Below are 22,446 nucleotides of genomic sequence, written 5' to 3' on the forward strand. Positions count from 1 at the left end.
TCCATTTCCGAAAGAGCTTTGTGGCAAGAAAAAGTCTCGCTTCCATAACAATCGAAGCGGGACAGCATAAAAAAACCTTAAAACTCCGAAGTAAAGTGAAACTCAATATCCGGATAATTGTCCTGCACCATTTGCAGCCAGGATTTTGACTCGGCCATAAAGACCAGTTTGTCGTCTTTGTCCCGGGCGATGTAGCGATTCTTGGATCGTACAAATTCATCCAATTGCTTTTTGTCCTTGCTGCTGATCCAGCAGGCTTTGTAGAGATTCATCGGCTGAAACTCCACCGTGGCGTTGTATTCGTTTTTGAGACGAAACTGGATGACTTCAAACTGAAGCTGACCGACTGTTCCGACTACTTTTCTTGAGCCAATGTCAAAGGTAAAAAGCTGCGCCACACCTTCTTCCATGAGTTGCTTCAATCCTTTTTCCAGTTGCTTGGTTTTCATCGCATCTTTGTTCACCACTTCACGGAAAATTTCCGGCGAAAAGCTCGGAATGCCAGTGAAAACCATGTTTTCTCCATCGGTAAGTGTGTCTCCGATTTTTAGATTTCCAGTATCGTAAAGCCCAACAATGTCTCCCGGGAATGCCTCGTCGATGATTTCCTTGTCTTGTGCCATAAACTGAGTCACGTTGGAAAATCGCAATGGCTTCGGTCCGCGGACGTGATTGTACGGCTTATTTCGCTCAAACTTGCCTGAGCAAATCCGCAAAAAAGCAATCCGGTTCCGGTGATTCGGATCCATGTTTGCGTGGATTTTGAAAACGAAGCCGGAGAATTTTGACTCATCAGGTGTCACTTCACGTATATCTGTTTTTCTGCTTTTTGGCGCTGGAGCGATTTTAATAAAGGTGTCCAGCATCTCATTGATGCCAAAGTTATTCACCGCCGAACCGAAGAAAACAGGAGCAACTTTGCCACTCAGGTAGGCATTTGTGTCAAACTCAGGATATACGCCTTCGATCAATTCCACATCCTCGCGAAGCTTGCTGGCGAAGTTGGGTCCGATTAATTTCTCCAATTCAGGGTCATTCACATCTTCAAATTTCTGTCGGACATCGCTCAGCTTTCGCTGCGAAGGTGTGAACAGGTTCAAATTGTGATCAAAAAGATTGTACACGCCTTTGAAGCTTTTGCCCATACCGATTGGCCAGGATAAGGGATGACACTGGATGTTCAGCTTTTGCTCCACTTCTTCCAGCAGCTCATAAGGATCCCGACCTTCCCGGTCCAATTTATTGATGAAGCAGATCACTGGCGTATTTCGCATCCGACAGACTTCCATCAGTTTTTCGGTCTGGATTTCCACCCCTTTGACGCAGTCAATCACCATGATGACCGAATCGACAGCAGTCAGGGTACGATACGTATCCTCTGCAAAATCCTGGTGACCTGGGGTGTCGAGCAGGTTGATTTTGATGTCTTTGTATTCAAATCCCATCACGGAAGTGGCGACAGAGATCCCACGCTGCTTCTCGATTGCCATCCAATCCGACTTGGTCGCCGTATCAATTTTGTTTGATTTGACTGCTCCTGCAGTCTGAATTGCACCTCCAAAAAGTAGTAATTTCTCAGTGAGGGTAGTCTTCCCAGCATCGGGGTGGGCAATAATGGCAAAGGTTCGTCTCTTCTGGATCTCTTCTTTCAGCGTCATGAGGTTTGAATTTCAGGGGGCAAAGGTAAGGAAAATGGATTTACGAATTCAGATTTACGATTGACGACGTGTTTACGAACTTCAATCCTTAATTCTTATGCCTGAACCTTTGGAATTAATGGGAGAGGTTTTTCAAAATGTTCGTAAATCAAAAATCGTAAATCGTAAATTCTTTAGTATTCCAAAATCCCCTCTGTAATAAACTGAGAAGCATCCTCTAGATTTCCCAAAAGCATAATTCGGAAGGTTGTACCCTTTCCAACCTCAGAATTTTTCACAAAAATCCTCCCCCCATGATAGCCCTCTACAATCCGCTTGGCGAGGGTAAGTCCAAGCCCCCAACCTCGCTGTCGGGTAGAAAAACCCGGATTAAATACTTTTCGGAAGTTTCTGCGGTCTATGCCTTTGCCGGTGTCTGTAATATCCACGATCACATATTTGTCACTGTCCTGCAGAATATCGATGGTGATAGAACCCTTCCCTTTCATGGCATCCACAGCGTTTTTGCAGATGTTTTCGATCACCCATTCGAATAGTGGCTTATTCATCATGGCATCTAGGTCCTTGGTATCGGAGTGGATCTGCATGTCTATTTTGGTGGAGATACGGGGTCGGAGGTAAGTAATTGTCTCCTCGATGACTGCATAGAGATTCTCAGCACGGATGACGGGCTTGCTTCCTATGCTGCTAAATCGCTCGGTGACCATCCGGAGCTTGACCACGTCCTTATCCATTTCCTGGATAATCTCCTTGTTTTCCTCCCATACGGGGGAGTTTCGCAGGTAATCTATCCAGGCCATCAGAGAGGCAATCGGCGTTCCCAATTGATGCGCTGTTTCTTTGGTCAGACCAGCCCATACTCTGTTTTGCTCGGAGATTTTGCTTTGGTTGAAAAGTGCAAATGCCAGTAACCCAAATACCAAAATGACCGCTAACTGGACATAAGGATAATACTTGAGATTGGTCAGGAGCTCAGAATTTCGATAAAATACCCGGATCTCTGCTTCTTGCAAGTAGATCGGTTCGTATTCTTCCTGCATCTCCAAAAGTTCCTTCGAAAGGGTCTTGAGCGAATCCTGCCGATCTGGGTTGCTTTTAAACTTGATGTTCCGGAATTCTATAGGATCGCCCTGCGCATCCACCATGATGATCGGGATCGAATAATTCTGCTGAATTATCTCCTGATTGATGAAGGTGAGATTTTCGGAGGTAGTGGCAGCGTAATCCAAAGCAGAGGAGAGGAGCTGGATTTGGCGATTTTCCCGCTCTCTCAGTTCATCCACTAGCAGATTGGTATACCAAATCGATCCTGAACCAATCAATACCGATACGAAAAAGACCAGCCACTTGACTTGTTTCTTGTTTTTGTAAAAGTCTATGGACGTAAGGTCTTGAAATCTGTTTTTCATTTAGGAGAATAGTGCTTTCAGGAATATTAACTCCCGAGCCTCATTGAAAGTATAAGTGAGTAATAGATTTTATCAGTGACCTTTTCCAGAGCTTATTGCGTTAAGTATACTAGATCAAGCTTGAAAAATTAGCGATTTATATGAGATCAAGTATGAATCAAAGCTAAAAACATTGGATTTAATTCATCCGCTGATGATCCCATATAAGTTGTCACAATCAGGTTTTAGAAGCATGTCCTTAACCAAATCCTAAATCAAGAGGATAATTATTTTGGACGATACCATTAACCAATAAAATTAAAAAACATGAAAACAAACGACATCGGATTAGAAATCAAAGAATCCAAAACACTCGTGAAAATGCTCAATGAACTCCTAGCCAACTATCAGATTTATTACCAAAATCTGAGGAATTTCCATTGGAATGTATCAGGCCCAAATTTCTTTGAACTTCACGCCAAATTTGAGGAACTCTATACAGTGGCAAATGTCAACGTAGACAGCGTTGCAGAACGGATTTTGACACTGGGCGCAAGACCCTATTCCTCTTATGCGGAATACATCGAAAACTCTGGAATCAAAGAGGCGAAAGATGTAGCAGATGCAAAAAAGATGGTGGAGATCATACGTGAAAATCTGAATGACCTGTTAACCCTTGAACGAAAATCCCTTGAAGCTGCTAATGAACATGGGGATGAAGGAACGGTCTCTCTGATGAGTGATTACATCACTGAAAAAGAAAAAGTGGTCTGGATGCTTTCTGCCTACTTGCGTTAAGTCGCCACTACCTGTAAACAAAAATCCCGGTCAGATCGAAGATTTGGCCGGGATTTTTGTTTTACTGGCTACTTTTAATCCATTTCCAGAGCGTTTTATAGGAAGGCTTTGTGCCATGCATCAGAATACCGATCCTGTATATTTTGCCAGCTAGCCAGGTAGTGGACAGAAAACCACCGATCAACAATCCCATCGAAAGCGCCAGCTCCCAAAAAGGTACGCCATAGCTGATTCTACCCATCATGGCAATAGGAGAGGTAAGCGGTATAATGGATAGCCAAAACGAGGTAGAACTGGTCGGGTCTTGTAGGACAAAAACAAAGAGCCCCATGTAAGCCACTATCAAGGGAATCGTGACAGGGAGCATGAACTGCTGCGCATCAGATGGAGAATCCACTGCAGATCCTATCGCGGCAAACAAAGCTCCATAAAGTAAATATCCTCCTAGGAAATAAATGATAAAACTACCAACCAGCGCCACAAAATCTATCCCACTGATCACCTCCAGCATGCTTGCCAATTCACTGGAATCAGGACTCGCCTGAGCAAATTCGGGACTGGCCATTTCCATGGCTTGCTGCTGTGGCATCTGCATTCCCAAAACTCCCATCACCACCGAAGAAAGCGTGCCGATCAGCATCACCCATATTAAAAACTGGGTAAGTCCTACTGCGCCGATTCCCACGATTTTGCCCATCATGAGTTGAAAAGGTTTAAGAGAAGATACAAGGATTTCGACGATCCGGGTAGACTTTTCCTCAATCACCCCTTGCATGATCTGATTGCCATAGACAAAAATAAAGATGTAAATCAGGATGCCTGACAGAAATCCCAAGGCATAATTCACCGTGGCATTATTGATTTTTTCTTCTCCTTCTTCTCCCAAAGTAATCGACTGGATAGATACATCCGTCCGTATTTCCTTTAAAACTTTAGGATCAATACCCTGTTCGTATAGCCGTTGATCTTCGATTTTTCTCTTTAAGGCTCCTTCTAGGTAGCTGACCAAGTTTATACTTGGATTTTCCAATCCAAAATACTGAATACCTCCTGGCTGCGAAATGTCCATTTTGGGGATGTAGAGAAATCCGTATCGCTCACCTTCCAGAACCATTTTCTTGGCCGCGTCTATATCGCCATCTGAGGAAGAAAAGGCATATTGTTCCGAACTTTCCATAAAAAACAGATCCGTCTCATCGATCACTTCAATGATTCTGAGGGATTGATTTTCTTTTTCTTCCAGTGCGATCCATACAAATACGCCCATGATCGCTGGAAAAATCAAGGGGGTAAGTAGCGTAGCAATCAGAAAGGATTTCTTTTTGACCCGGGCTAAATATTCCCGTTGGATGACTAATAGTATTTTATTCATCTGCAGCTGTTTGTACTTGGTGAATAAAAATCTCTTCGATACTTGGTACCTGTTCCTTAAAAACGACCACCTCTCCATACTCCATCAATTCTATAAGGAGTTCATTTGGAGTTTTTCCGGACAGAGGTAATGTAAACACCCAATTCTCATCAGTCAATTTGGGTGTCCATTCCTGAGGCAGGTCTTTTTTGAGTTGATTGAGGGCTATCTGGAATACTTCAGGACGAAAGCTTCGCTTGACTGCGCTAATGGTACCATCGAGGATTTTTCGGGATTTGTTTATCATCGCCACATGATCACAGAGAAGCTCCACAGATTCCATACGATGCGTACTCAGGATCACGGTGGTCCCTTTTTCCTTTAATTCTAGAATCTCATTTTTGATGAGCTCTGCATTCACAGGATCAAAACCTGAAAAGGGTTCGTCTAAGATCAACAGCGACGGGCGGTGGACAACGGTAGAAATAAACTGTACCTTCTGAGCCATACCCTTAGATAGATCTTCTATTTTCTTGTCTTTCCAGCCTCCGATTTCCAACTTATCCAGCCATCCTTTGATCTGAACTTTGGCCTCGCTTTCACTAAGTCCTTTAAGTCTGGAAAAATAGATCAACTGATCCCATACTTTCATTTTTTTGTAAAGGCCTCGCTCTTCAGGCAGGTACCCGATCTTTCGGATATCTTCGGGGGAAAGGGTACTCCCATCAAGCTCCACCGTCCCGCTGTCTTGTTCGATTATTTGATTAACGATTCGGATCAGGGTAGTTTTCCCTGCTCCATTTGGGCCCAGAAGTCCAAAAACCACTCCCTTTGGCACAAAAAGATCGACATCTGTGAGCGCCTGATGTCTTTCGTATGACTTATTTAGACCTGAAATCTGAAGCATTGGAAAAGATTATTCGACTGTGACTGAACCTACTCCTACATCTAAAATCAATTCGAGAAGCTTTGGGTCAGACGGTTTGTATCCTCTAGTGACGTAGGTTTCCTTATCGATCGATTTGAGATATTTTGGAAAAACTGTTCTACACATCGGGTTCTTTTTCATCCGGATTTTTACCGGGTTGGAGTCAGGAGGAAGTTTCAGATGAATACTTCCACCACTTACAGCTGCAATAACCTGACTTGAGCTGGCTAATCCATCACTATAATTTAGATCAATTTTCCCGTAACTGACCTCAATGATCACAATTCTTGAGTTGGTAAAATTAGTATTCTCCACAGCCACGGTACCCATATTCAATGTTACCAACAAGGTGTCCATTTCGACTTGATTTGGCACTTTAGTACCGTAGTGGATTTTCACATCTGCACTGGCGCTTTTTATTTTCAATTGCGAAATAGGAACCTGAGATAGGTCAAAATCAGCTTTTCCTACTCCCAGATTAAAATCCAGATCATAGAGATAGTTAGAACTCAATCCGACATCCCAAGAATGATCAAAGTTGGTATTGTCTGAAAAAAACTTAGAAGTAATGCTCTTCCCCAAATTATCAGACTCCACATTTTTGTGTACTAGCTTGACATCCAAAAAATTATCATGAATAGTGTGGCTGAAATCGGGTAGAATATTCGACTTCAACAAGTGCCCATGAATGTAGACTGGATCAGGACTAATGACTCGCTTGAGCTGTGTGAGGCTCTTGTAAGATGAAAAATTCAAATATACAACCTCGAAACCCTTTCGCTCGGTAACTTTGTATTCTTTTACAAATTGTGCTTGACCGGGGATGGTCTTTACCATGATCCAAATAAGAAGCAGACACAGTTTTTTAAGCATACGGATAGGTTACGCCGGTCGGTTGAAAAGGTTTTTAAAAATATAAAAAAAGCCGGAATCGCTTCCAGCTTTATGTTTTTTAGAAAAACTCTTTCATTTTATCGAAGAAAGATTTGTCTTGCTTACCAGGGTCGGGCTTGAAATTCTCCGAATTTCTCAATGCCTCCAATGTATTTCTTTCCTCTCTTGACAGTTCTGTAGGTGTCCAGACATTGACCATAATCAGTTGATCTCCTCTATGATAGCCATTGATATCTTTGATCCCTTTACCCTTGAGTCGAAGCATTTTTCCACTTTGGGTGCCGGGTTCTATTTTGATTTTGACTTTCCCATCTATGGTTGGCACCTCCAAAGATGCACCTAAAGCTGCATCGATGAATGATACATGTAGATCATAGATCACATTGTTTCCTTCGCGCTGAAGCAGATTGTCTTCGGACTCTTCGATGACAATAAGAAGATCACCCGGAATACCTCCTGGGATTTCATTTCCTTTGCCGGACATGCTAAGCTGCATGCCTTCGCCCACACCTCCGGGAATATTGATGGAGATTACTTCCTCTTTTACGATCAATCCTCGGGCATCAGCTTCTGCCGGCTTTTTATCGACGATCTGGCCGCTTCCCCCACAGACTGCACAGGTACTGGCTGAGACCATCTGACCCAGCATGGTATTGACTACTTTCTTGACTTGGCCAGAGCCTTGGCAAGTACCACAAGACTTAAATGATACTCCTGCTGCTACTACGTGTCTTTTGACTTTGATTTTCTTTTCGACTCCGTTAGCAATTTCCTGAAGATTTAACTTAAGTTTCACACGGAGATTTGTACCTTTTTTGGTGCGTCGGCCTCCGCCTCCTCCACCGAAAAATGATCCAAATCCACCCCCACCAAAGATGTCGCCGAACTGGGAGAAAATATCTTCCATATTCATTCCAGCTCCACCATAGCCGCCACTGCCACCTAATCCTTGATGGCCAAACTGGTCATAGCGCGCTTTCTTTTCAGGATTGCTCAGTACCTCATACGCTTCAGCTGCTTCCTTGAACTTATCCTCGGCTTCTGGATTATCGGGATTTTTATCCGGATGAAACTGAATCGCAAGCTTGCGGTAAGCTTTCTTTATCTCGTCGGCACTTGCAGATTTGGAAACTCCAAGTACTTCGTAATAGTCTCTTTTTGCCATAATTTATTAAGCTCCTGTTACTACTTTGGCATACCGTACCACCTTTTCTCCCAAAGTGTATCCTTTTTCGACAACATCAATCACCCTTCCTTTCAATTCCTCAGAGGGTGCTGGAATTTGTGTGATGGCTTCTTGCGTATCAGGATTGAACGGTTTGCCAATGAGGTCTTCCATTACTTTCAATCCTTTCGATTCTAGGATTCTTACAAGTTTATGAAAGATGAGTTGATTTCCCTCTTTTATTTTATCCGTATCACTTTCATTTTCAGAGGCTTTTGTTGCCCTTTCAAAATCGTCAACGACGGGGATTAGCTCTTTTAAAACATCTTCCGAAGCTGTTTTAATCAAATCAATCCGCTCTTTGGCAGTACGTTTCCTGAAATTTTCAAAATCAGAATACAACCTTAGGTATTTATCTTTCAGATCAGCAATTTCTGCTTCAAGTTTTGACGATTCGATTTCAGCGTCGAAATTAACTTCAGACTCTAATTCTGGAGTTTCTTCTACAATCTGCTCTTCGGATTGCTGATTTACTTCTTGATCTAGTTGTTCTTTATTTTTCATAGAAATAGCCAATAGTTGGGTGGGTTGGAAATATCAATGTCTTTGCCAGATCCGTTTTTCTGACAAAGTGACACAGATCAGGAATGAATTGCCTGCCAGATCAAGTCCTTCAACTTATCCAAGTTGAACTGACTGACGGAGGATATGAAAAGGTAGGGAAGTTCTTTTGGTACTTCAGCTTCCATTTCTTTCATCAGGTCAAAATCCAACATATCTGCTTTGGAAATAGCCAATATCCGCTTCTTATCGAGCAGCTCGGGATTATACTTCTCCAATTCTCCTAGGAGAATGCGGTATTGTGCCTCGATACTTGGAGAATCTGCAGGAATCATGAAAAGCAAAATAGAATTCCGCTCGATATGTCTCAGAAATCGAATACCGAGTCCTTTTCCTTCCGCAGCACCTTCGATTATTCCCGGAATATCTGCCATGACAAATGACTTTTCATCCCGATAACTAACCACGCCTAGATTGGGCACCAAGGTGGTAAAAGGGTAGTCACCGATTTCCGGCCTGGCTGCAGAAATAGAAGATAGGAGAGTAGACTTGCCTGCATTTGGAAAACCCACCAAGCCTACATCAGCGAGAAGCTTGAGCTCAAGGACAATCCACTCCTCAATACCAGGTTCTCCTGGCTGCGCAAAATGAGGCGCTTGATTGGTAGCTGTTTTGAAATGATCATTGCCCAAGCCGCCTCGACCTCCTGCTGTTAAAATAACTTGCTGCCCATCTTCAGTAATTTCAAATCGCTTTTCGCCGGTTTCTGCATCCTTAGCTACAGTCCCAAGTGGAACTTCAAGAATTATATCTTTCCCATCTGCTCCTGTGCGCTTTCCGCCCTCCCCTCCTTTACCGGAGTCTGCGATCACATGCTTTTTATATTTAAGGTGTAGCAACGTCCAGTGCTGGGCATTTCCTCGAAGGATAATGTGGCCGCCTCGGCCGCCGTCACCGCCATCAGGTCCACCTTTGGGAACGTGTTTCTCACGTCGGAAGTGAACAGAACCTGCTCCCCCGGCTCCGGATCGAGAACAGAATTTTACGTAATCTATAAAATTAGAATCTGCCATTATCTAAGAATGAAAAAGGCTAAGCCCGAAAGCTTAGCCAAGTCTTTGTGATGCAAAATTAAGAATTTGCGATGAATCAATACCTATCAATAGTCTCCGATATCTCATTAAAGATGTCATTGATCTCTCCTACCCCATTGATTTCCTTGAATTTGCCTTGTTTTTCATAATACTTGGCCACCGGCAAGGTTTCATCGAGATAGACTTTTATTCTTGTGTTGATTTTTTCTTCATTTTGATCGTCCACTCGATTGGAAGTTTTGCCCCGCTCGATGATCCGTTCTTTGAGAATCTGGAAAGGAACATCCAAAGCGATCATCCCCGAAATCGCCATGCCATGATTGGCGAGCATTTTATCAAGTGCTTCCGCCTGAGCGGTAGTCCTTGGAAATCCATCAAATATGAATCCACTGGAGTTTTCAGAATTGCTGATTTTATCTTCAACCATTTGGATCACCACTTCATCCGGTACCAAATGCCCTTCATCCATGTATTTTTTGGCGAGTTTTCCGAGGTCGGTTCCTTCTCCAAGATGTTTTCTGAAAAGGTCACCAGTTGAAAGATGAGTCAGTCCATATTTTGTGATCAATTTTTCACTTTGGGTGCCTTTACCCGCACCCGGAGGACCAAATAGCACAATATTCAGCATTCCAGAAGTCGTTTTTTAAGTTTTACTGAGTTGGTAAAGATCGGGCAGATTTCGGCCCAATCCATCGTAATCCAGGCCATAGCCAACGACAAATTTATCTGGAATTTCAAAACCCACATAATCTAATTTATAATTAAAGCGGAAAGCGTCTTTCTTAAAGAGCAGAGTTGCCACTGAAAGTATCCGAGGTTTATGTGCTGAAAGCTCAGAAAGCAAGTAATTCATGCTAATACCGGTATCAACGATGTCCTCTACAATAAGAACATTTTTTCCGGTCAAATCGATGCTAAGCCCCAGAACGGATCTTACTTTACCTGTAGTTCCTGTCCCCTGATAGGATGAAATTTTGATGAATTCGCAATGTACTGCTAGATCTATTTCGCGTACCAAGTCTGCCATGAAGACAAATGATCCGTTCAGAATCCCAAGAATAATTAATTCCTCGCCTTGAGAATTGGCCATAATTTCTTTGGCGAGCCCCTTTATCCGTTCATTTATGCGTTCTCGAGAGACAAACAGTTCGAAATGAAGGTCTTTGATTTTTATTTTTTCCATTTTGACTCAAAGTTCTTTTAATAGGAATTGATACATTTTCACCATGACATCCAGATCTATCAGGGACACTTTCTCGTCAGGCGTATGCACATGGTCCTCTGCTGCACCAATGAAGCACCAATCAATAGCATAGGGTGAAAACTGGACCTCTCTACCATCACTTCCTCCGTATGCTTCGACTTCGAGTTGGAATGGAAGCCCGCTCTTTTCAGCCAATCGGATAATTTTATCAAGGAAAGTTTTCCTGGGAATGAATTTGTCTCTGATAGAAATTACCACCCCGTTGTGATGGTGAATTCCTTCAGTGATCCATGTGATATCAGAGATTAGCGCATATCGAATCGGGGAGTTTTCTTGTATGAATTTTAACAAAAAAGGCATACTTCCCCCACCATGTTCTTCATAGGTTGAAAACACAACCCACCCATTTTCAAGGGTTTCGCATAATTCCAATGCATTATATATCCCTAAGCGATTGTCTAAATAAGCTGCCTGAATATATTGCTCATCCAACCTGATATTTTGTTGAAAAGATAACCGTGTACCAGGCTCAATTCCCCGCGGAAAATCATGAAAACAGGAATCATCATCACCAAATAATTTACACTCTATTTCTCCTTTGGAGTCTTTACCCACCAACCGTGTACCGGAAATAATTTCAGGTCCTCCCACGGAAATTAGTTGATTTTGGTACCGTGTCATAAACCCTACAGTATCCAAATGTGCAAAAACCGCTGTTTTTGGATCCCCAAATTTCAAAAGGATGCAATCATGAAATTTTTCACCAGCGAACAATTCAGGTTGAACCTTCCAACCTTGACTTCGTTCTTTTATATGATTTAGTATAAATAATGTGAGCTCGGACTCATCTCCTGAAACACTTCGTTTAGTCAACAATTCGAATAAAAGTTTCATTTTGGCATTGAATGTGTTAGATTCGTTTGAAATAAGCATAGAAAAGTTCTTATAAATTTTAAATCCTAGATTGCGATTTAAATAAATCATCTAGATTTGCAGTAAATTAAAAGTTTATAAATTTGTTCTCGCATCTATCAATCACTTAATTAATAACTGAACAAAAAATTTTTTCTCATGAAAAAAATCATACTCTCAACAATTATGGCTGGCGCTTTAGCATTATCTGTTAATGCCCAGGAGTTCAACAAGTTCTCGCTTGAAGTTGGAGGTGGCTTTAACAAGCCAATGGCTCCACTCAACCGAGCCTACTTATCTCCTACCCTAAACCTAGGACACATTGAATTTGGCGCAAGGTACATGTTCAATGAAAAATTCGGTTTGAAACTGGATTACGGCTTTGGATCTGTGCGTGAAGCTCAAGGTAATGATTCTCAAAGCCTTCCATTCAACACCAAATATTTCAGATTGAATATGCAAGGTGTTGCTAACATCGGTAGAATAATGAATTTCGAATCTTTCACAAGAAAATTCGGTCTATTACTACATGGTGGTGCTGGTATTGGTATGGTCAATCCAGAAGAAAATCAATTCAATGATTTCGACGACAATGTTTACACATTTATTTTCGGAATCACCCCTCAAGTTAAACTTAGCGAAAGAATTGCTCTTGTAGGCGATATTTCTACTGTCCTCAACGGCCGTCAGACTGTTACTTGGGATGGAGCAGAATTCATTTACCCAGATATCAGCAACGGTTTCTACGGAGCTAATGGAACTTGGTGGTCTGGAACGCTTGGATTGAACTTCTATCTTGGTAAAGCAGAACAGCATGCTGACTGGTTCATTGCAGCTGATAAATATGCCACCAAAGAAGAACTTGCTACCCAAATCAACGGTATCAAAGACATGTTGAAAGATTCTGACGGTGATGGTGTTCCTGATTATTTGGATAAAGAACCAAGTACCCCAGTGGGAGCTCGAGTGAACTCAGCAGGTATGACTTTGGATTCGGATGGCGATGGTACTCCTGATCACATGGATAAGTGTCCATTCCAGCCAGGTCCAGCTTCCACAAACGGTTGCCCTGCTGCAGTTGAAGCAGTTGCTGAAGTTGATTACTTGAAAAAAGCGATCAATGATGGATATGTAAATGTTTATTACGCATTCGATAGCTCAAAACCACTTGGATACTCAGTAAGCGCTGCAAACTATGTATCTAACTTCCTTAAGAAAAATCCAGGCGTAAGTGTGGAAGTAAAAGGTTATGCTGATGAACTAGGTCCTGAGGATTACAACATCAAATTGTCTGAAGCAAGAGCGAAAGCAGTTTATGACTTATTGATAGCTTCAGGTGTGGATGCATCAAGACTTTCTTACAAAGGATACGGAGAAGATACTTCAGTAGACAAGTCTTCAGCTGATGCTCGCCAGATGGCAAGAAGAGCAAGCTTTGAAGTCAAATAATTTAAGATTTACAGAATTCAAAGGCCTGAAGTAATTCAGGCCTTTTTTTTTCGTTTTTATTAAATCAAAAAATATAACTTGCTGCGATTTTCACCCTAATCACCTTAAATGAAAAAATTAATTTGCTTGGCACTACTCATCACGAGTGGTGTAAACGCTTATGCCCAGAAGGAATTTAATAAATGGGCGGTAGAATTGAATGGAGGTTTCAACAAGTCTATGGGACCTTTGACACCAGATTACTTTTCTCCCACACTTAATGTAGGCCACTTCGACATAGGAGCTCGACATATGATCAATGAGTATATCGGATTCAAAGGAAATTTGGGTTTTGGAACTTTCAGAGAAGCAAAAGGGGAAAGTCCGGAATTCAACTCCAAATATGTTGCAGTTACTGCTGAAGGTGTTGGGAACTTTGGCAGAATGCTCAATTTCGAATCATTTACAAATAAATTAGGGTTGTTAGGGCATTTGGGAGCGGGAGGTGGTAGATTAATCTATGACGAATCAGCACTCTATTCCAATGAACCGGATTATTACTACATCATCACTTCTGGGATGACTGCCCTATATCGTATCACGGATAGAATTGCCCTATCTGGTGATATATCTGTGTATGTAAATGGCAGACAAACGTATACTCTTGATGGCAATGCATACAATGACAAAGTCCAGCCAGATCCACCCACAAATCCTTTTGTCCACGCGACTGGAACTTGGTGGACTGGAACATTAGGACTCAATTTTTATATTGGTAAGGCAGAAAAGCATGCGGATTGGTACCTTAAACCCGATAAATATCTCACCAAATCCGAGTTAGCTGAAGCTGTGGGTGAAGTAAAAGATATGCTTAATGATTCTGACTCAGACGGAATTCCCGATTACTTGGATAAGGAACCAAGTACCCCAGCAGGAGCACGGGTTAATTCATTCGGAGTCACGTTGGATTCTGATGGAGATGGAACTGCAGATCATTTGGACCAATGCCCTTTTCAACCAGGACCTTCTGCCACAAAAGGTTGTCCTCCTTCAGCTGAAAAAACAACTGAGGTTGATTACTTAAGAAAAGCTATCAATGACGGATACGTCAATCTTTATTATGGTTTTGACAGTGATAAACCGTTGAGCTATTCAGTAAGTGCTGCTCAATATATTGCTAATTTCATGAAAAGGAATCCAGGTGTTTCTCTTGAAATTAAAGGATTTGCTGATGAATTGGGTCCTGAAGATTATAATATCAGCCTCTCAGAAAGACGGGCCAAATCAGTATTTGATCTGTTGATTGCGGCTGGAATTGATAAGGCTCGCCTTTCCTATAAAGGATATGGGGAAGATACTTCTGTAGATAAGTCTTCTGATAATGCCCGGCAAATGGCAAGAAGAACAAGCTTTGAAATCAAATAACATGAAAGCCTGATTTTAGACAATCAGGCTTTTTTTATATACTTACGCATGTTTATTCTAGAAGAAAGTAATTCCATAGCAAATCAATTTATAGCAGAATTACGAGATATAACGGTTCAAAATGACCGGTTGAGATTTCGAAAAAATCTGGAACGAATCGGAGAAATTCTAGCCTACGAAATTTCGAAATCTTTTCCTTATAAAACACAAGAAATTCAAACTCCTCTGGCCAAAACGGTGTATCAATCCCCTGCCGTAAATCCCGTAATTTTTTCTGTACTCAGAGCTTCCTTGCCATTCTACCAAGGATTTTTGAATTTTTTTGACAAAGCGGAAAGTGGATTTATAGGTGCGTTTAGAGAAGAAGGTCAAGGTGAAGTAAAAATAAATCTTGGGTATCATGCTAGCCCAAGTGTGGAAGGGAAAACGTTGATTTTGGCAGACCCCATGCTTGCAACTGGCAAGTCTTTCATCAGGACAATTGAAAGTATCCTGTCTCACGGACAACCTGAATTTATTCATATAGCCTCTGTCATCGCATCACCTGAGGGGATCAGGTACTTAGAGCAAAATCTTACAATCCCATTCAAATTGTGGATTGGCGCTGTAGACCAGGCGTTGAATAGTCAATTTTACATAGTTCCGGGTTTGGGTGATGCTGGAGATTTAGCTTTTGGTGAAAAAATCTAACCACATCTCAACTCACACCAATTCAGGCAATAAACAGCTCATGCTTTTTTAACCGTAGCTTTAAAAGAGAATGAGAATTCCATTTCCGTTGATTTCATGTAGAACCGAACTTTATCGGAAAAAGTACCTGTAAGGTGCTATTTTTGCAGCTACTATTCCATTTCTATGAATGAATCACTTATCACATTTTTTGGTATCTATATCCTCTGCCTATTCAAATTTATAGCAGGACCGGTATTGGGCTCTGCTGCAGGATATGGATTTTGGGAAATCATCTTGGTGACCGTATCTGGAATGATGAGCAGCGTTTTTATTTTTACATTTTTAGGAAAATCTCTAAAGAAAACGCTCCAACTTCGTTTCAAGAAAAAAAGCACTGTTTTTAGTAAAAGATCCCGCTCAATAGTAAGCCTCTGGAAGAAATATGGGGAAATCGGGATAGCATTTGCCACTCCCTTATTTTTGACACCTATTGGAGGCACTTTGATTTTGGTATCCTTTGGATCAAAAAAGCGAAAGATATTCTTACATATGTTTTGGAGTGCTATTTTTTGGGCCGTCGTTTTCAGCTTGAGTATAGAGCAGATTCTCCGCATCCCTTTCTTTGAGCGATTACTCGGGTAGATTATCGTCCGGTAGAATTTCAATATCTTGGATCAAGACTCGATTCGAAATCTGCTGGCCTGTGAGAGTCGCAGCCAAACCACCCATTGCAGTTTCTTTGTATCGACTTTCCATAGAAGCTCCGATCTCGCCCATAGCTTCTATACATTCATCAACTGGGATCACCGCATTGACATTAGCAAGAGCAATCTGGGCAGAGCTGAAGGCAATAGCCGCAGCGCTCGCGTTTCGAACCACACAGGGTACTTCCACTAGACCTGCTACCGGATCACATACCAAGCCAAGCATACATTGGATTGTAATGGCCACGGCATTGAAAACTTGATCCATTGATCCACCCAAACAATAGACAATTGCACCGGAAGCCATCGCCGCCGCAGAGCCTGTCTCAGCCTGACAACCCCCAACAGCTCCCGCTAAACTTGCCTTCTCTTCGATAATCAATGCGATTCCCGCCCCGACGAGCAATCCTTCCAAAATTTTGGAATCCGGCAAATTGTGGATTTCTTGTAACGTAACCAGTGTGCCTGGCAAAATCCCCGAAGCTCCGGCAGTAGGTGCAGCAACTACTCGTCCCATACATGAGTTGACCTCCTTAGCTGCTAAGGCCCGCGAGATGAGTTTTTGAAATTCGGGTGAAAGGACTGCAAGTGGAGAATTATAAACTTTTTTCGCCCCATTATCTATCATTCCAGATCTGGAGGTCATATCTTCTTCCAAGCCAGTTTTCACTGCATCTTTCATTACCGAATAGGCATTCTGAAGTCCCGACAAGATTTTTTCTTTTGAGGAGTTTTTCTGTTCCACTTCATAGTCGATGACCGACTGGATCAAATTGACATTATTCGTCTGGCAATACTCTTTCCAGCCTTTGAAACTTTCAAATAAATAGCACATATCGTTTGGGTTTACTTCTGTAAATAAATGGATTTGGGAAAAGTTGAGAAAATGAGAAGAAATTTAAAAGGAAAGGAAATGGAACAAGCCAAATTATTTTTTTGAGATCTTGCAAAGACTCGTATAGTTACCCTAAATACTAGTTGAAGTTACTTTTATTTAAAGCCAGTTTCCCAAAAACTCAACTTTTTATACTCCACATAAACTCTTACTTTTAAATTAGAGTTAAATACTTATACGTAATAAATGAGCGACATTTTCGACACTTTCGAATGAGCAAGCTGAAACTAATTTTACCTCTCCTTTTTATCTTTATCTACTTTGACTCTTTTTCCCAACGAGAAGATGTGGGAAATTATGAGTACGATAAGGAGATTCTTTTCGGTATCAACAAAAATACAAATGGAGGCCTGATCGGTGGATTTGTATTCAAATCGGGGACACGAATTGATGACTCACAGTTTTCTTTTTGGGGAATTGAACTTTCTAACGTTAAAAACCCAAAAGAAGCCCGATACAATACGGTACTGGGAAACAGCTATATTTTCGGAAAGTCTAATTACCTCTACGCCATAAGGCCACATTATGGTCGAGAAATTATACTTTTTAAGAAGGCTCCTAATCAGGGTGTTCAGGTAAGCGCACTGGCTGCCGTAGGCCCGACCATTGGATTAATCGCCCCCTATTATATTGAATATGCTGTAAGCCGCGTCCAAACTGTCACGGAACAATATGATCCCGAAGTTCACCAAAGTCGATTCAACATTCTGGGTACAGGCGCACTGTTTCAAGGGATCGGACAATCAGAAATTGCATTCGGTGCAACTTTAAAGGCTGCTCTGATGTTTGAGTTTGGGGTATTCAGAAGCAGTGCCACGGGATTAGAAGTAGGCTATATGTTGGAAGGATACAATAAAGAGATTCCTTTGATTCCTACCACAGAGAATAACCAGCTCTTTCAGTCTGCTTATTTCACTTTCTATTACGGATTTCGAAAATAAGCCCTGTTGGGTTTTTGAACACTCCTGAATTACCTTTGCAACAAATCCGAAAGTAATGATTGAATTACCTGTAATATCCGAAGAAGCAACACGCCGAAAAAAGCCAGATTGGCTGAGAGTGAAGCTACCAGTCGGAAAAGAATACGCCAAAGTCAGAAAACTCGTTGACGAACATAAATTGCATACCATCTGTGAAAGCGGCAATTGCCCAAATATGGGGGAATGCTGGGGTGCTGGTACTGCGACTTTCATGATTTTGGGAAATGTGTGTACCCGCTCCTGCTCTTTCTGCGCTGTAGCCACTGGCAGACCCCCAGAATATGACAGCGACGAACCCAGAAGAGTTGCTGAGGCGATTCAACTCATGGGAGTGAAACATGCTGTCATCACTTCTGTAAACCGCGACGAATTAAAAGACAGAGGTGCTGAGATATGGTATCAAACGGTGGTACAAACCAAGGAACTTTCTCCGGCGACTACTATCGAAACCCTAATCCCGGATGTGAAATCTAATTGGGATGCGCTTTATCGTATGATTAGTGGAGGACAAGAAGTTGTTTCCCACAATATGGAAACTGTAGGTAGTCTGTACAGAAGAGTAAGGCCACAAGCAAAATATGAACGTTCTCTGGAGCAAATTAAGCTGACAAAAGAATTCGGAAAACGCACCAAAACCGGGATTATGCTTGGCTTAGGTGAGACTAAAGAAGAAGTCTATCAGGCTATGGATGACTTAGCGGCAAATGGCTGTGACATCTTGACTCTTGGACAATACCTTCAACCTACCAAAATGCACATCGAAGTAGCCGAATTCATCCATCCGGATCTATTTGCCCATTATCGTGAAGAGGGCTTGAAAAGAGGGTTAAAATATGTAGAATCAGGACCATTGGTCAGATCTTCTTACCATGCCGAGCGACATGTAAATGTCTAAAAGAAAGAAACTTATTTAAGCACGTTTTGCGACGTGCTTTTTTTTTGCCTACTTTTTTAAAATCAAACTTTTAAAAATCATCTTCATGCAAGTAATCAAAAAGATCGGAGTAGGATCAGCAGCCAAAGTATATGGCCTAACCTTGGGATTTTTAGGGATAGTTATAGGAGTATTTTATTCCCTGATATTTAGTTTCATAGCATCATTTACAAATGAGGAAATTCCAATGATAGGCGCTGGGTTAGGGATATTTATGCTGATCTTAATTCCGATAGTGTACGGTGTTATTGGTTTTGTGATAGGAGCTTTAGGTGCTTGGGTGTACAATTTTGTAGCGAGGAAATTCGGCGGTCTGGAAATTGAGCTTTCTGAACCGACTTCACTTCCAACTGAATAAAAAAAGGGACTGCAGTTGCAGCCCCTTCTTTTCAAGATATTCCTTATTCGTTACGCCAATTCTGTCTCAGACGCATATTCCTCAACAGGAATACAGCTGCAAACTAAGTTTCTGTCGCCGTAAGCAGAATCGATTCTTCTTACCGTTGGCCAGAACTTGCCTTCTTTCACATAGGCAATTGGAAAAACTGCTTTCTCTCTGGAATAAGGCATGGTCCACTCTCCTGTAAGAACCATAGCTGCAGTATGTGGCGCATTTTTCAAAACGTTTTCCACACGATCAGCCTTTCCTTCTTCGATTTCTCTTATTTCCTCGCGAATGGAAAGCAAGGCATCGCAAAACTTATCCAATTCTACTTTTGTCTCTGATTCAGTAGGTTCTATCATCAGAGTACCTGCGACAGGGAATGATACCGTAGGCGCATGGTAGCCATAGTCCATCAATCGCTTCGCAATATCTTCTACCTCAACTCCCACTTCTTTGAATGCTCGACAATCTACGATCATCTCGTGGGCAGCACGGCCTTTGGAACCTGTATAAAGAATAGGATAATGTCCAGCCAATCTTTCTTTAATGTAATTGGCATTTAAAATCGCCATTTTGGTCGCATTGGTCAGGCCATCTCCGCCCATCATCGAGATGTAGGCATAAGATATCGGCAAGATACTTGCGCTGCCATAAGGAGCGGATGAAATAGAAGACACTGCATGTTCGCCACCAGTTTTCACCAAAGGATTCCCCGGAAGGAATGGAGCCAAATGACTTGCAACACATATTGGTCCCATACCCGGTCCACCTCCACCATGAGGAATGCAGAAAGTCTTGTGTAGGTTCAAGTGACACACGTCCGCTCCAATCCTACCTGGAGATGTCAATCCAACCTGAGCATTCATATTAGCACCATCCATATAGACTTGTCCACCATACTGATGAATTACGGCGCAAATTTCCTGAATAGCTTCTTCAAATACTCCATGGGTAGATGGATAGGTAACCATCAGACAGGATAGATCATCCTTATGCTCAGAAGCCCTTACTTTGAGATCCTCTATATCAATATTTCCTTTTTCGTCACATTTTACCAAAACTACCTTCATTCCAGCCATCACAGCAGATGCGGGGTTAGTTCCATGTGCAGATGTAGGAATCAACGCAACATTTCTATGGCCTTCGCCCCGATTCATGTGATACGCCCGGATGACCATCAGACCTGCATATTCACCCTGCGCACCCGAATTAGGCTGCAAAGAAGTATCCGCAAAACCTGTAATCTCAGTCAACCAAGTTCTTAGATTGGTGAAAAGTTCTTGGTAACCCAATGTCTGATCCATCGGTGCGAAAGGGTGCAACTGACCAAATTCAGGCCAGGTGACCGGAATCATTTCCGCAGTTGCATTCAGCTTCATGGTACACGAACCCAACGAAATCATGGAATGGACCAAAGAAAGATCCTTATTTTCCAATCGCTTGATATACCGAAGCATTTCATGCTCGCTGTGGTAACTATTGAATACCGGATGCGTGAGAAAATCAGATTTTCTCACCAATGATTCAGGAAGATCGAGCTGAAGATTTGCCACCAGCAGATCCAGATCAAGCGTGTGCTTGCCTTCTTCAGTAGCAAAAATACCTACGATGGTTTTGACATCTTCCAGACTCTTGGTTTCGTCAAAAGAGATGAATATTGAGTCAGTTTCGTATCGGAAGTTCATGTTTGCTCCCAATGCCAATCCCCTTACACGTTCTCTGGAAACTTCATTCATTTTGATCTGAATGGTATCGAAGAAAGCTTGATCTGCTACATTTAACCCCATTTCTTTCAGAGCCGTTGCGGTCAGCTTTGCCAAACCATGTGCTCTTAAAGCAATATTTTTTAGGCCATTTGGTCCGTGATACACTGCATAGAAGCTAGCCATTACACTTAGCAATACCTGAGCAGTACAGATATTTGAAGTTGCCTTTTCACGTTTGATGTGCTGCTCACGGGTCTGGAGCGCCATTCTGTAGGCTTTGTTGCCAGCTCGGTCTATGGATACACCGATGATTCTTCCTGGTATCTGTCTTTTGAATTCTTCTTTGGTGGCAAAAAAACCTGCATGCGGTCCGCCATAGCCCATCGGCACCCCAAATCGCTGGGCTGAACCTACGACTACGTCTGCTCCCATTTCTCCAGGAGATGTCAGAAGCGTCAATGCCAAAAGATCCGAAGCAAATGCTGTCAAGACCTTATTTTCCTTTGCGGCAGCTACAATTGCGGAATAATCAGAAACAGCTCCGTCTCCATTTGGATACTGGAACATTACACCATACAATTCAGGATCTGTCAAATCCAGGGCTGAAATCGGACCAAATACTAATTCAATTCCAATTGGCTCTGCTCTGGTGACCAAAAGCGCTTTGGTCTGAGGAAATACTTTCTCATCTACAAAGTACTTATTCGCATTCTTCTTCTCTCTAGGCTTCACTGCATGAAGCATAGTCATGGCTTCAGCAGCAGCTGTTCCTTCATCCAGAAGTGAGGCGTTAGCCAGCTCCATGCCGGTCAATTCCATCACTACGGTCTGGAAATTGATCAATGCTTCAAGTCTTCCTTGGGCAATTTCTGCTTGATAAGGGGTGTAAGCAGTGTACCAACCGGGATTTTCCAACACATTCCTCAAAATGACTCCAGGCACGATGGTATCGTAGTAGCCAAGGCCAATGAAGGATTTAAAAACTTTATTTTTGGATGCCAAAACCTTGAAATCAGCCAGAAACTCAGATTCGAGTTTGGCTTTCGGTAGATCCAAAGGACGTTCCAACTGGATAGACTCAGGAACAGTTTGGTTGATTAATTCCTCCAGAGATGTGGCACCGATTTTCTCCAACATTTCCGCGATTTCCGCCTCTGTCGGGCCATTGTGTCTGCTCTCAAATTTGACAGCATTAGAAAGATTGATCTGCATAAAGAACGCTTAGGATTGTGATGTATTTGGGTGTAAAACCATCCTGTTTTTACGAGCGCAAAGGTACTATTTCTGAGAGGAAAAGACTTTACTGCACGAGAATAATTTACCACTAAACTTCGGTTCTTGACAAACGGTTTTTTCACGGGTCA

Annotated in this window: 21 protein-coding genes; 8 read left to right on the top strand and 13 right to left on the bottom strand. The window is 42.2% G+C overall.

Annotated elements, in window-relative coordinates:
- Nucleotides 1-77: 77 nt before the first annotated feature.
- Entirely contained in the window at nt 78-1,658 is a 1,581-nt protein-coding gene (locus DK188_RS10365) for a peptide chain release factor 3 (protein WP_111670747.1), read from the bottom strand.
- 173 nt (nt 1,659-1,831) lie between these two features.
- On the bottom strand, nt 1,832-3,067 hold the full coding sequence (locus tag DK188_RS10370; RefSeq protein WP_111670748.1) for a sensor histidine kinase: 1,236 nt from the start codon (nt 3,065-3,067) through the stop codon (nt 1,832-1,834).
- A gap of 306 nt (nt 3,068-3,373) precedes the next feature.
- Here DK188_RS10370 and DK188_RS10375 point away from each other — a divergent pair, with 306 nt between their 5' ends.
- Nucleotides 3,374-3,844 carry a Dps family protein gene (locus DK188_RS10375; RefSeq protein WP_111670749.1) on the top strand — a complete coding sequence of 157 codons (471 nt, stop codon included), beginning with the start codon at nt 3,374-3,376 and terminating at the stop codon, nt 3,842-3,844.
- 61 nt (nt 3,845-3,905) lie between these two features.
- Here DK188_RS10375 and DK188_RS10380 read toward each other — a convergent pair whose 3' ends face one another.
- From DK188_RS10380 to DK188_RS10420, 9 genes are all read right to left on the bottom strand, one after another.
- Nucleotides 3,906-5,216 (bottom strand): ABC transporter permease, encoded by a 1,311-nt coding sequence (locus DK188_RS10380; RefSeq protein ID WP_111670750.1) that lies wholly within the window; start codon nt 5,214-5,216, stop codon nt 3,906-3,908.
- A complete protein-coding gene (locus DK188_RS10385) occupies nt 5,209-6,102 on the bottom strand; it encodes an ABC transporter ATP-binding protein (RefSeq protein ID WP_111670751.1) in 894 nt (297 codons plus the stop codon). Before DK188_RS10385 ends, DK188_RS10380 begins: the two co-directional genes overlap by 8 nt.
- Nucleotides 6,103-6,111: 9 nt before the next feature.
- Nucleotides 6,112-6,996: a hypothetical protein gene (locus DK188_RS10390; RefSeq protein ID WP_232825712.1), complete on the bottom strand. Its 885-nt coding sequence runs from the start codon at nt 6,994-6,996 to the stop codon at nt 6,112-6,114.
- Between the two features lie 79 nt (nt 6,997-7,075).
- Entirely contained in the window at nt 7,076-8,182 is a 1,107-nt protein-coding gene (gene dnaJ, locus DK188_RS10395; RefSeq protein ID WP_111670752.1) for a molecular chaperone DnaJ, read from the bottom strand.
- 6 nt (nt 8,183-8,188) lie between these two features.
- A complete protein-coding gene (locus tag DK188_RS10400; RefSeq protein WP_111670753.1) occupies nt 8,189-8,746 on the bottom strand; it encodes a nucleotide exchange factor GrpE in 558 nt (185 codons plus the stop codon).
- 77 nt (nt 8,747-8,823) lie between these two features.
- Nucleotides 8,824-9,816, bottom strand: coding sequence for a GTPase ObgE (gene obgE, locus DK188_RS10405; protein WP_111670754.1), 993 nt, complete (start codon nt 9,814-9,816; stop codon nt 8,824-8,826).
- Nucleotides 9,817-9,892: 76 nt separating this feature from the next.
- A complete protein-coding gene (locus DK188_RS10410; RefSeq protein WP_111670755.1) occupies nt 9,893-10,465 on the bottom strand; it encodes an adenylate kinase in 573 nt (190 codons plus the stop codon).
- 15 nt (nt 10,466-10,480) lie between these two features.
- Nucleotides 10,481-11,020, bottom strand: a complete 540-nt coding sequence (hpt, locus tag DK188_RS10415) for a hypoxanthine phosphoribosyltransferase (RefSeq protein WP_111670756.1) — start codon at nt 11,018-11,020, stop codon at nt 10,481-10,483.
- 6 nt (nt 11,021-11,026) lie between these two features.
- The gene (locus DK188_RS10420) at nt 11,027-11,935 is read right to left on the bottom strand and encodes a zinc-binding metallopeptidase family protein (protein ID WP_111670962.1); all 909 of its coding nucleotides are present in this window, start codon (nt 11,933-11,935) and stop codon (nt 11,027-11,029) included.
- Nucleotides 11,936-12,112: 177 nt separating this feature from the next.
- On the opposite strand from DK188_RS10420, the gene DK188_RS10425 reads away from it, so the two are divergent.
- From DK188_RS10425 to DK188_RS10440, 4 genes are all read left to right on the top strand, one after another.
- Nucleotides 12,113-13,402 carry an OmpA family protein gene (locus DK188_RS10425; protein ID WP_111670757.1) on the top strand — a complete coding sequence of 430 codons (1,290 nt, stop codon included), beginning with the start codon at nt 12,113-12,115 and terminating at the stop codon, nt 13,400-13,402.
- Nucleotides 13,403-13,510: 108 nt separating this feature from the next.
- Nucleotides 13,511-14,806: an OmpA family protein gene (locus DK188_RS10430; protein ID WP_111670758.1), complete on the top strand. Its 1,296-nt coding sequence runs from the start codon at nt 13,511-13,513 to the stop codon at nt 14,804-14,806.
- Between the two features lie 48 nt (nt 14,807-14,854).
- A complete protein-coding gene (gene upp / locus DK188_RS10435) occupies nt 14,855-15,496 on the top strand; it encodes a uracil phosphoribosyltransferase (protein WP_111670759.1) in 642 nt (213 codons plus the stop codon).
- 165 nt (nt 15,497-15,661) lie between these two features.
- Nucleotides 15,662-16,120, top strand: coding sequence for a hypothetical protein (locus DK188_RS10440; RefSeq protein WP_111670760.1), 459 nt, complete (start codon nt 15,662-15,664; stop codon nt 16,118-16,120).
- Here DK188_RS10440 and sdaAA read toward each other — a convergent pair.
- A complete protein-coding gene (gene sdaAA / locus DK188_RS10445; protein WP_111670761.1) occupies nt 16,109-17,017 on the bottom strand; it encodes an L-serine ammonia-lyase, iron-sulfur-dependent, subunit alpha in 909 nt (302 codons plus the stop codon). The genes DK188_RS10440 and sdaAA overlap by 12 nt on opposite strands.
- Nucleotides 17,018-17,289: 272 nt before the next feature.
- On the opposite strand from sdaAA, the gene DK188_RS10450 reads away from it, so the two are divergent.
- The 3 genes from DK188_RS10450 to DK188_RS10460 all read left to right on the top strand — a co-directional run bounded on the left by DK188_RS10450 (nt 17,290) and on the right by DK188_RS10460 (nt 19,349).
- Complete coding sequence (locus DK188_RS10450) at nt 17,290-18,018, top strand: hypothetical protein (RefSeq protein WP_111670762.1); 729 nt, start codon at nt 17,290-17,292, stop codon at nt 18,016-18,018.
- 55 nt (nt 18,019-18,073) lie between these two features.
- Nucleotides 18,074-18,952, top strand: a complete 879-nt coding sequence (gene lipA / locus DK188_RS10455; protein WP_111670763.1) for a lipoyl synthase — start codon at nt 18,074-18,076, stop codon at nt 18,950-18,952.
- Nucleotides 18,953-19,037: 85 nt separating this feature from the next.
- Complete coding sequence (locus tag DK188_RS10460; protein WP_111670764.1) at nt 19,038-19,349, top strand: DUF3566 domain-containing protein; 312 nt, start codon at nt 19,038-19,040, stop codon at nt 19,347-19,349.
- 50 nt (nt 19,350-19,399) lie between these two features.
- Here DK188_RS10460 and gcvP read toward each other — a convergent pair whose 3' ends face one another.
- The gene (gcvP, locus tag DK188_RS10465) at nt 19,400-22,294 is read right to left on the bottom strand and encodes an aminomethyl-transferring glycine dehydrogenase (RefSeq protein WP_111670765.1); all 2,895 of its coding nucleotides are present in this window, start codon (nt 22,292-22,294) and stop codon (nt 19,400-19,402) included.
- Nucleotides 22,295-22,446: the final 152 nt, after the last annotated feature.

This window comes from Algoriphagus litoralis (genome assembly GCF_003259255.1).
GTDB lineage: Bacteria > Bacteroidota > Bacteroidia > Cytophagales > Cyclobacteriaceae > Algoriphagus > Algoriphagus litoralis.

Bases quoted from the DNA above. Each gene is read 5' to 3' on its own strand.
- DK188_RS10365 (WP_111670747.1), bottom strand. From the start codon at position 1,658: ATGACGCTGAAAGAAGAGATCCAGAAGAGACGAACCTTTGCCATTATT.
- DK188_RS10370 (WP_111670748.1), bottom strand. From the start codon at position 3,067: ATGAAAAACAGATTTCAAGACCTTACGTCCATAGACTTTTACAAAAAC.
- DK188_RS10375 (WP_111670749.1), top strand. From the start codon at position 3,374: ATGAAAACAAACGACATCGGATTAGAAATCAAAGAATCCAAAACACTC.
- DK188_RS10380 (WP_111670750.1), bottom strand. From the start codon at position 5,216: ATGAATAAAATACTATTAGTCATCCAACGGGAATATTTAGCCCGGGTC.
- DK188_RS10385 (WP_111670751.1), bottom strand. From the start codon at position 6,102: ATGCTTCAGATTTCAGGTCTAAATAAGTCATACGAAAGACATCAGGCG.
- DK188_RS10390 (WP_232825712.1), bottom strand. From the start codon at position 6,996: ATGCTTAAAAAACTGTGTCTGCTTCTTATTTGGATCATGGTAAAGACC.
- dnaJ (WP_111670752.1), bottom strand. From the start codon at position 8,182: ATGGCAAAAAGAGACTATTACGAAGTACTTGGAGTTTCCAAATCTGCA.
- DK188_RS10400 (WP_111670753.1), bottom strand. From the start codon at position 8,746: ATGAAAAATAAAGAACAACTAGATCAAGAAGTAAATCAGCAATCCGAA.
- obgE (WP_111670754.1), bottom strand. From the start codon at position 9,816: ATGGCAGATTCTAATTTTATAGATTACGTAAAATTCTGTTCTCGATCC.
- DK188_RS10410 (WP_111670755.1), bottom strand. From the start codon at position 10,465: ATGCTGAATATTGTGCTATTTGGTCCTCCGGGTGCGGGTAAAGGCACC.
- hpt (WP_111670756.1), bottom strand. From the start codon at position 11,020: ATGGAAAAAATAAAAATCAAAGACCTTCATTTCGAACTGTTTGTCTCT.
- DK188_RS10420 (WP_111670962.1), bottom strand. From the start codon at position 11,935: ATGAAACTTTTATTCGAATTGTTGACTAAACGAAGTGTTTCAGGAGAT.
- DK188_RS10425 (WP_111670757.1), top strand. From the start codon at position 12,113: ATGAAAAAAATCATACTCTCAACAATTATGGCTGGCGCTTTAGCATTA.
- DK188_RS10430 (WP_111670758.1), top strand. From the start codon at position 13,511: ATGAAAAAATTAATTTGCTTGGCACTACTCATCACGAGTGGTGTAAAC.
- upp (WP_111670759.1), top strand. From the start codon at position 14,855: ATGTTTATTCTAGAAGAAAGTAATTCCATAGCAAATCAATTTATAGCA.
- DK188_RS10440 (WP_111670760.1), top strand. From the start codon at position 15,662: ATGAATGAATCACTTATCACATTTTTTGGTATCTATATCCTCTGCCTA.
- sdaAA (WP_111670761.1), bottom strand. From the start codon at position 17,017: ATGTGCTATTTATTTGAAAGTTTCAAAGGCTGGAAAGAGTATTGCCAG.
- DK188_RS10450 (WP_111670762.1), top strand. From the start codon at position 17,290: ATGAGCAAGCTGAAACTAATTTTACCTCTCCTTTTTATCTTTATCTAC.
- lipA (WP_111670763.1), top strand. From the start codon at position 18,074: ATGATTGAATTACCTGTAATATCCGAAGAAGCAACACGCCGAAAAAAG.
- DK188_RS10460 (WP_111670764.1), top strand. From the start codon at position 19,038: ATGCAAGTAATCAAAAAGATCGGAGTAGGATCAGCAGCCAAAGTATAT.
- gcvP (WP_111670765.1), bottom strand. From the start codon at position 22,294: ATGCAGATCAATCTTTCTAATGCTGTCAAATTTGAGAGCAGACACAAT.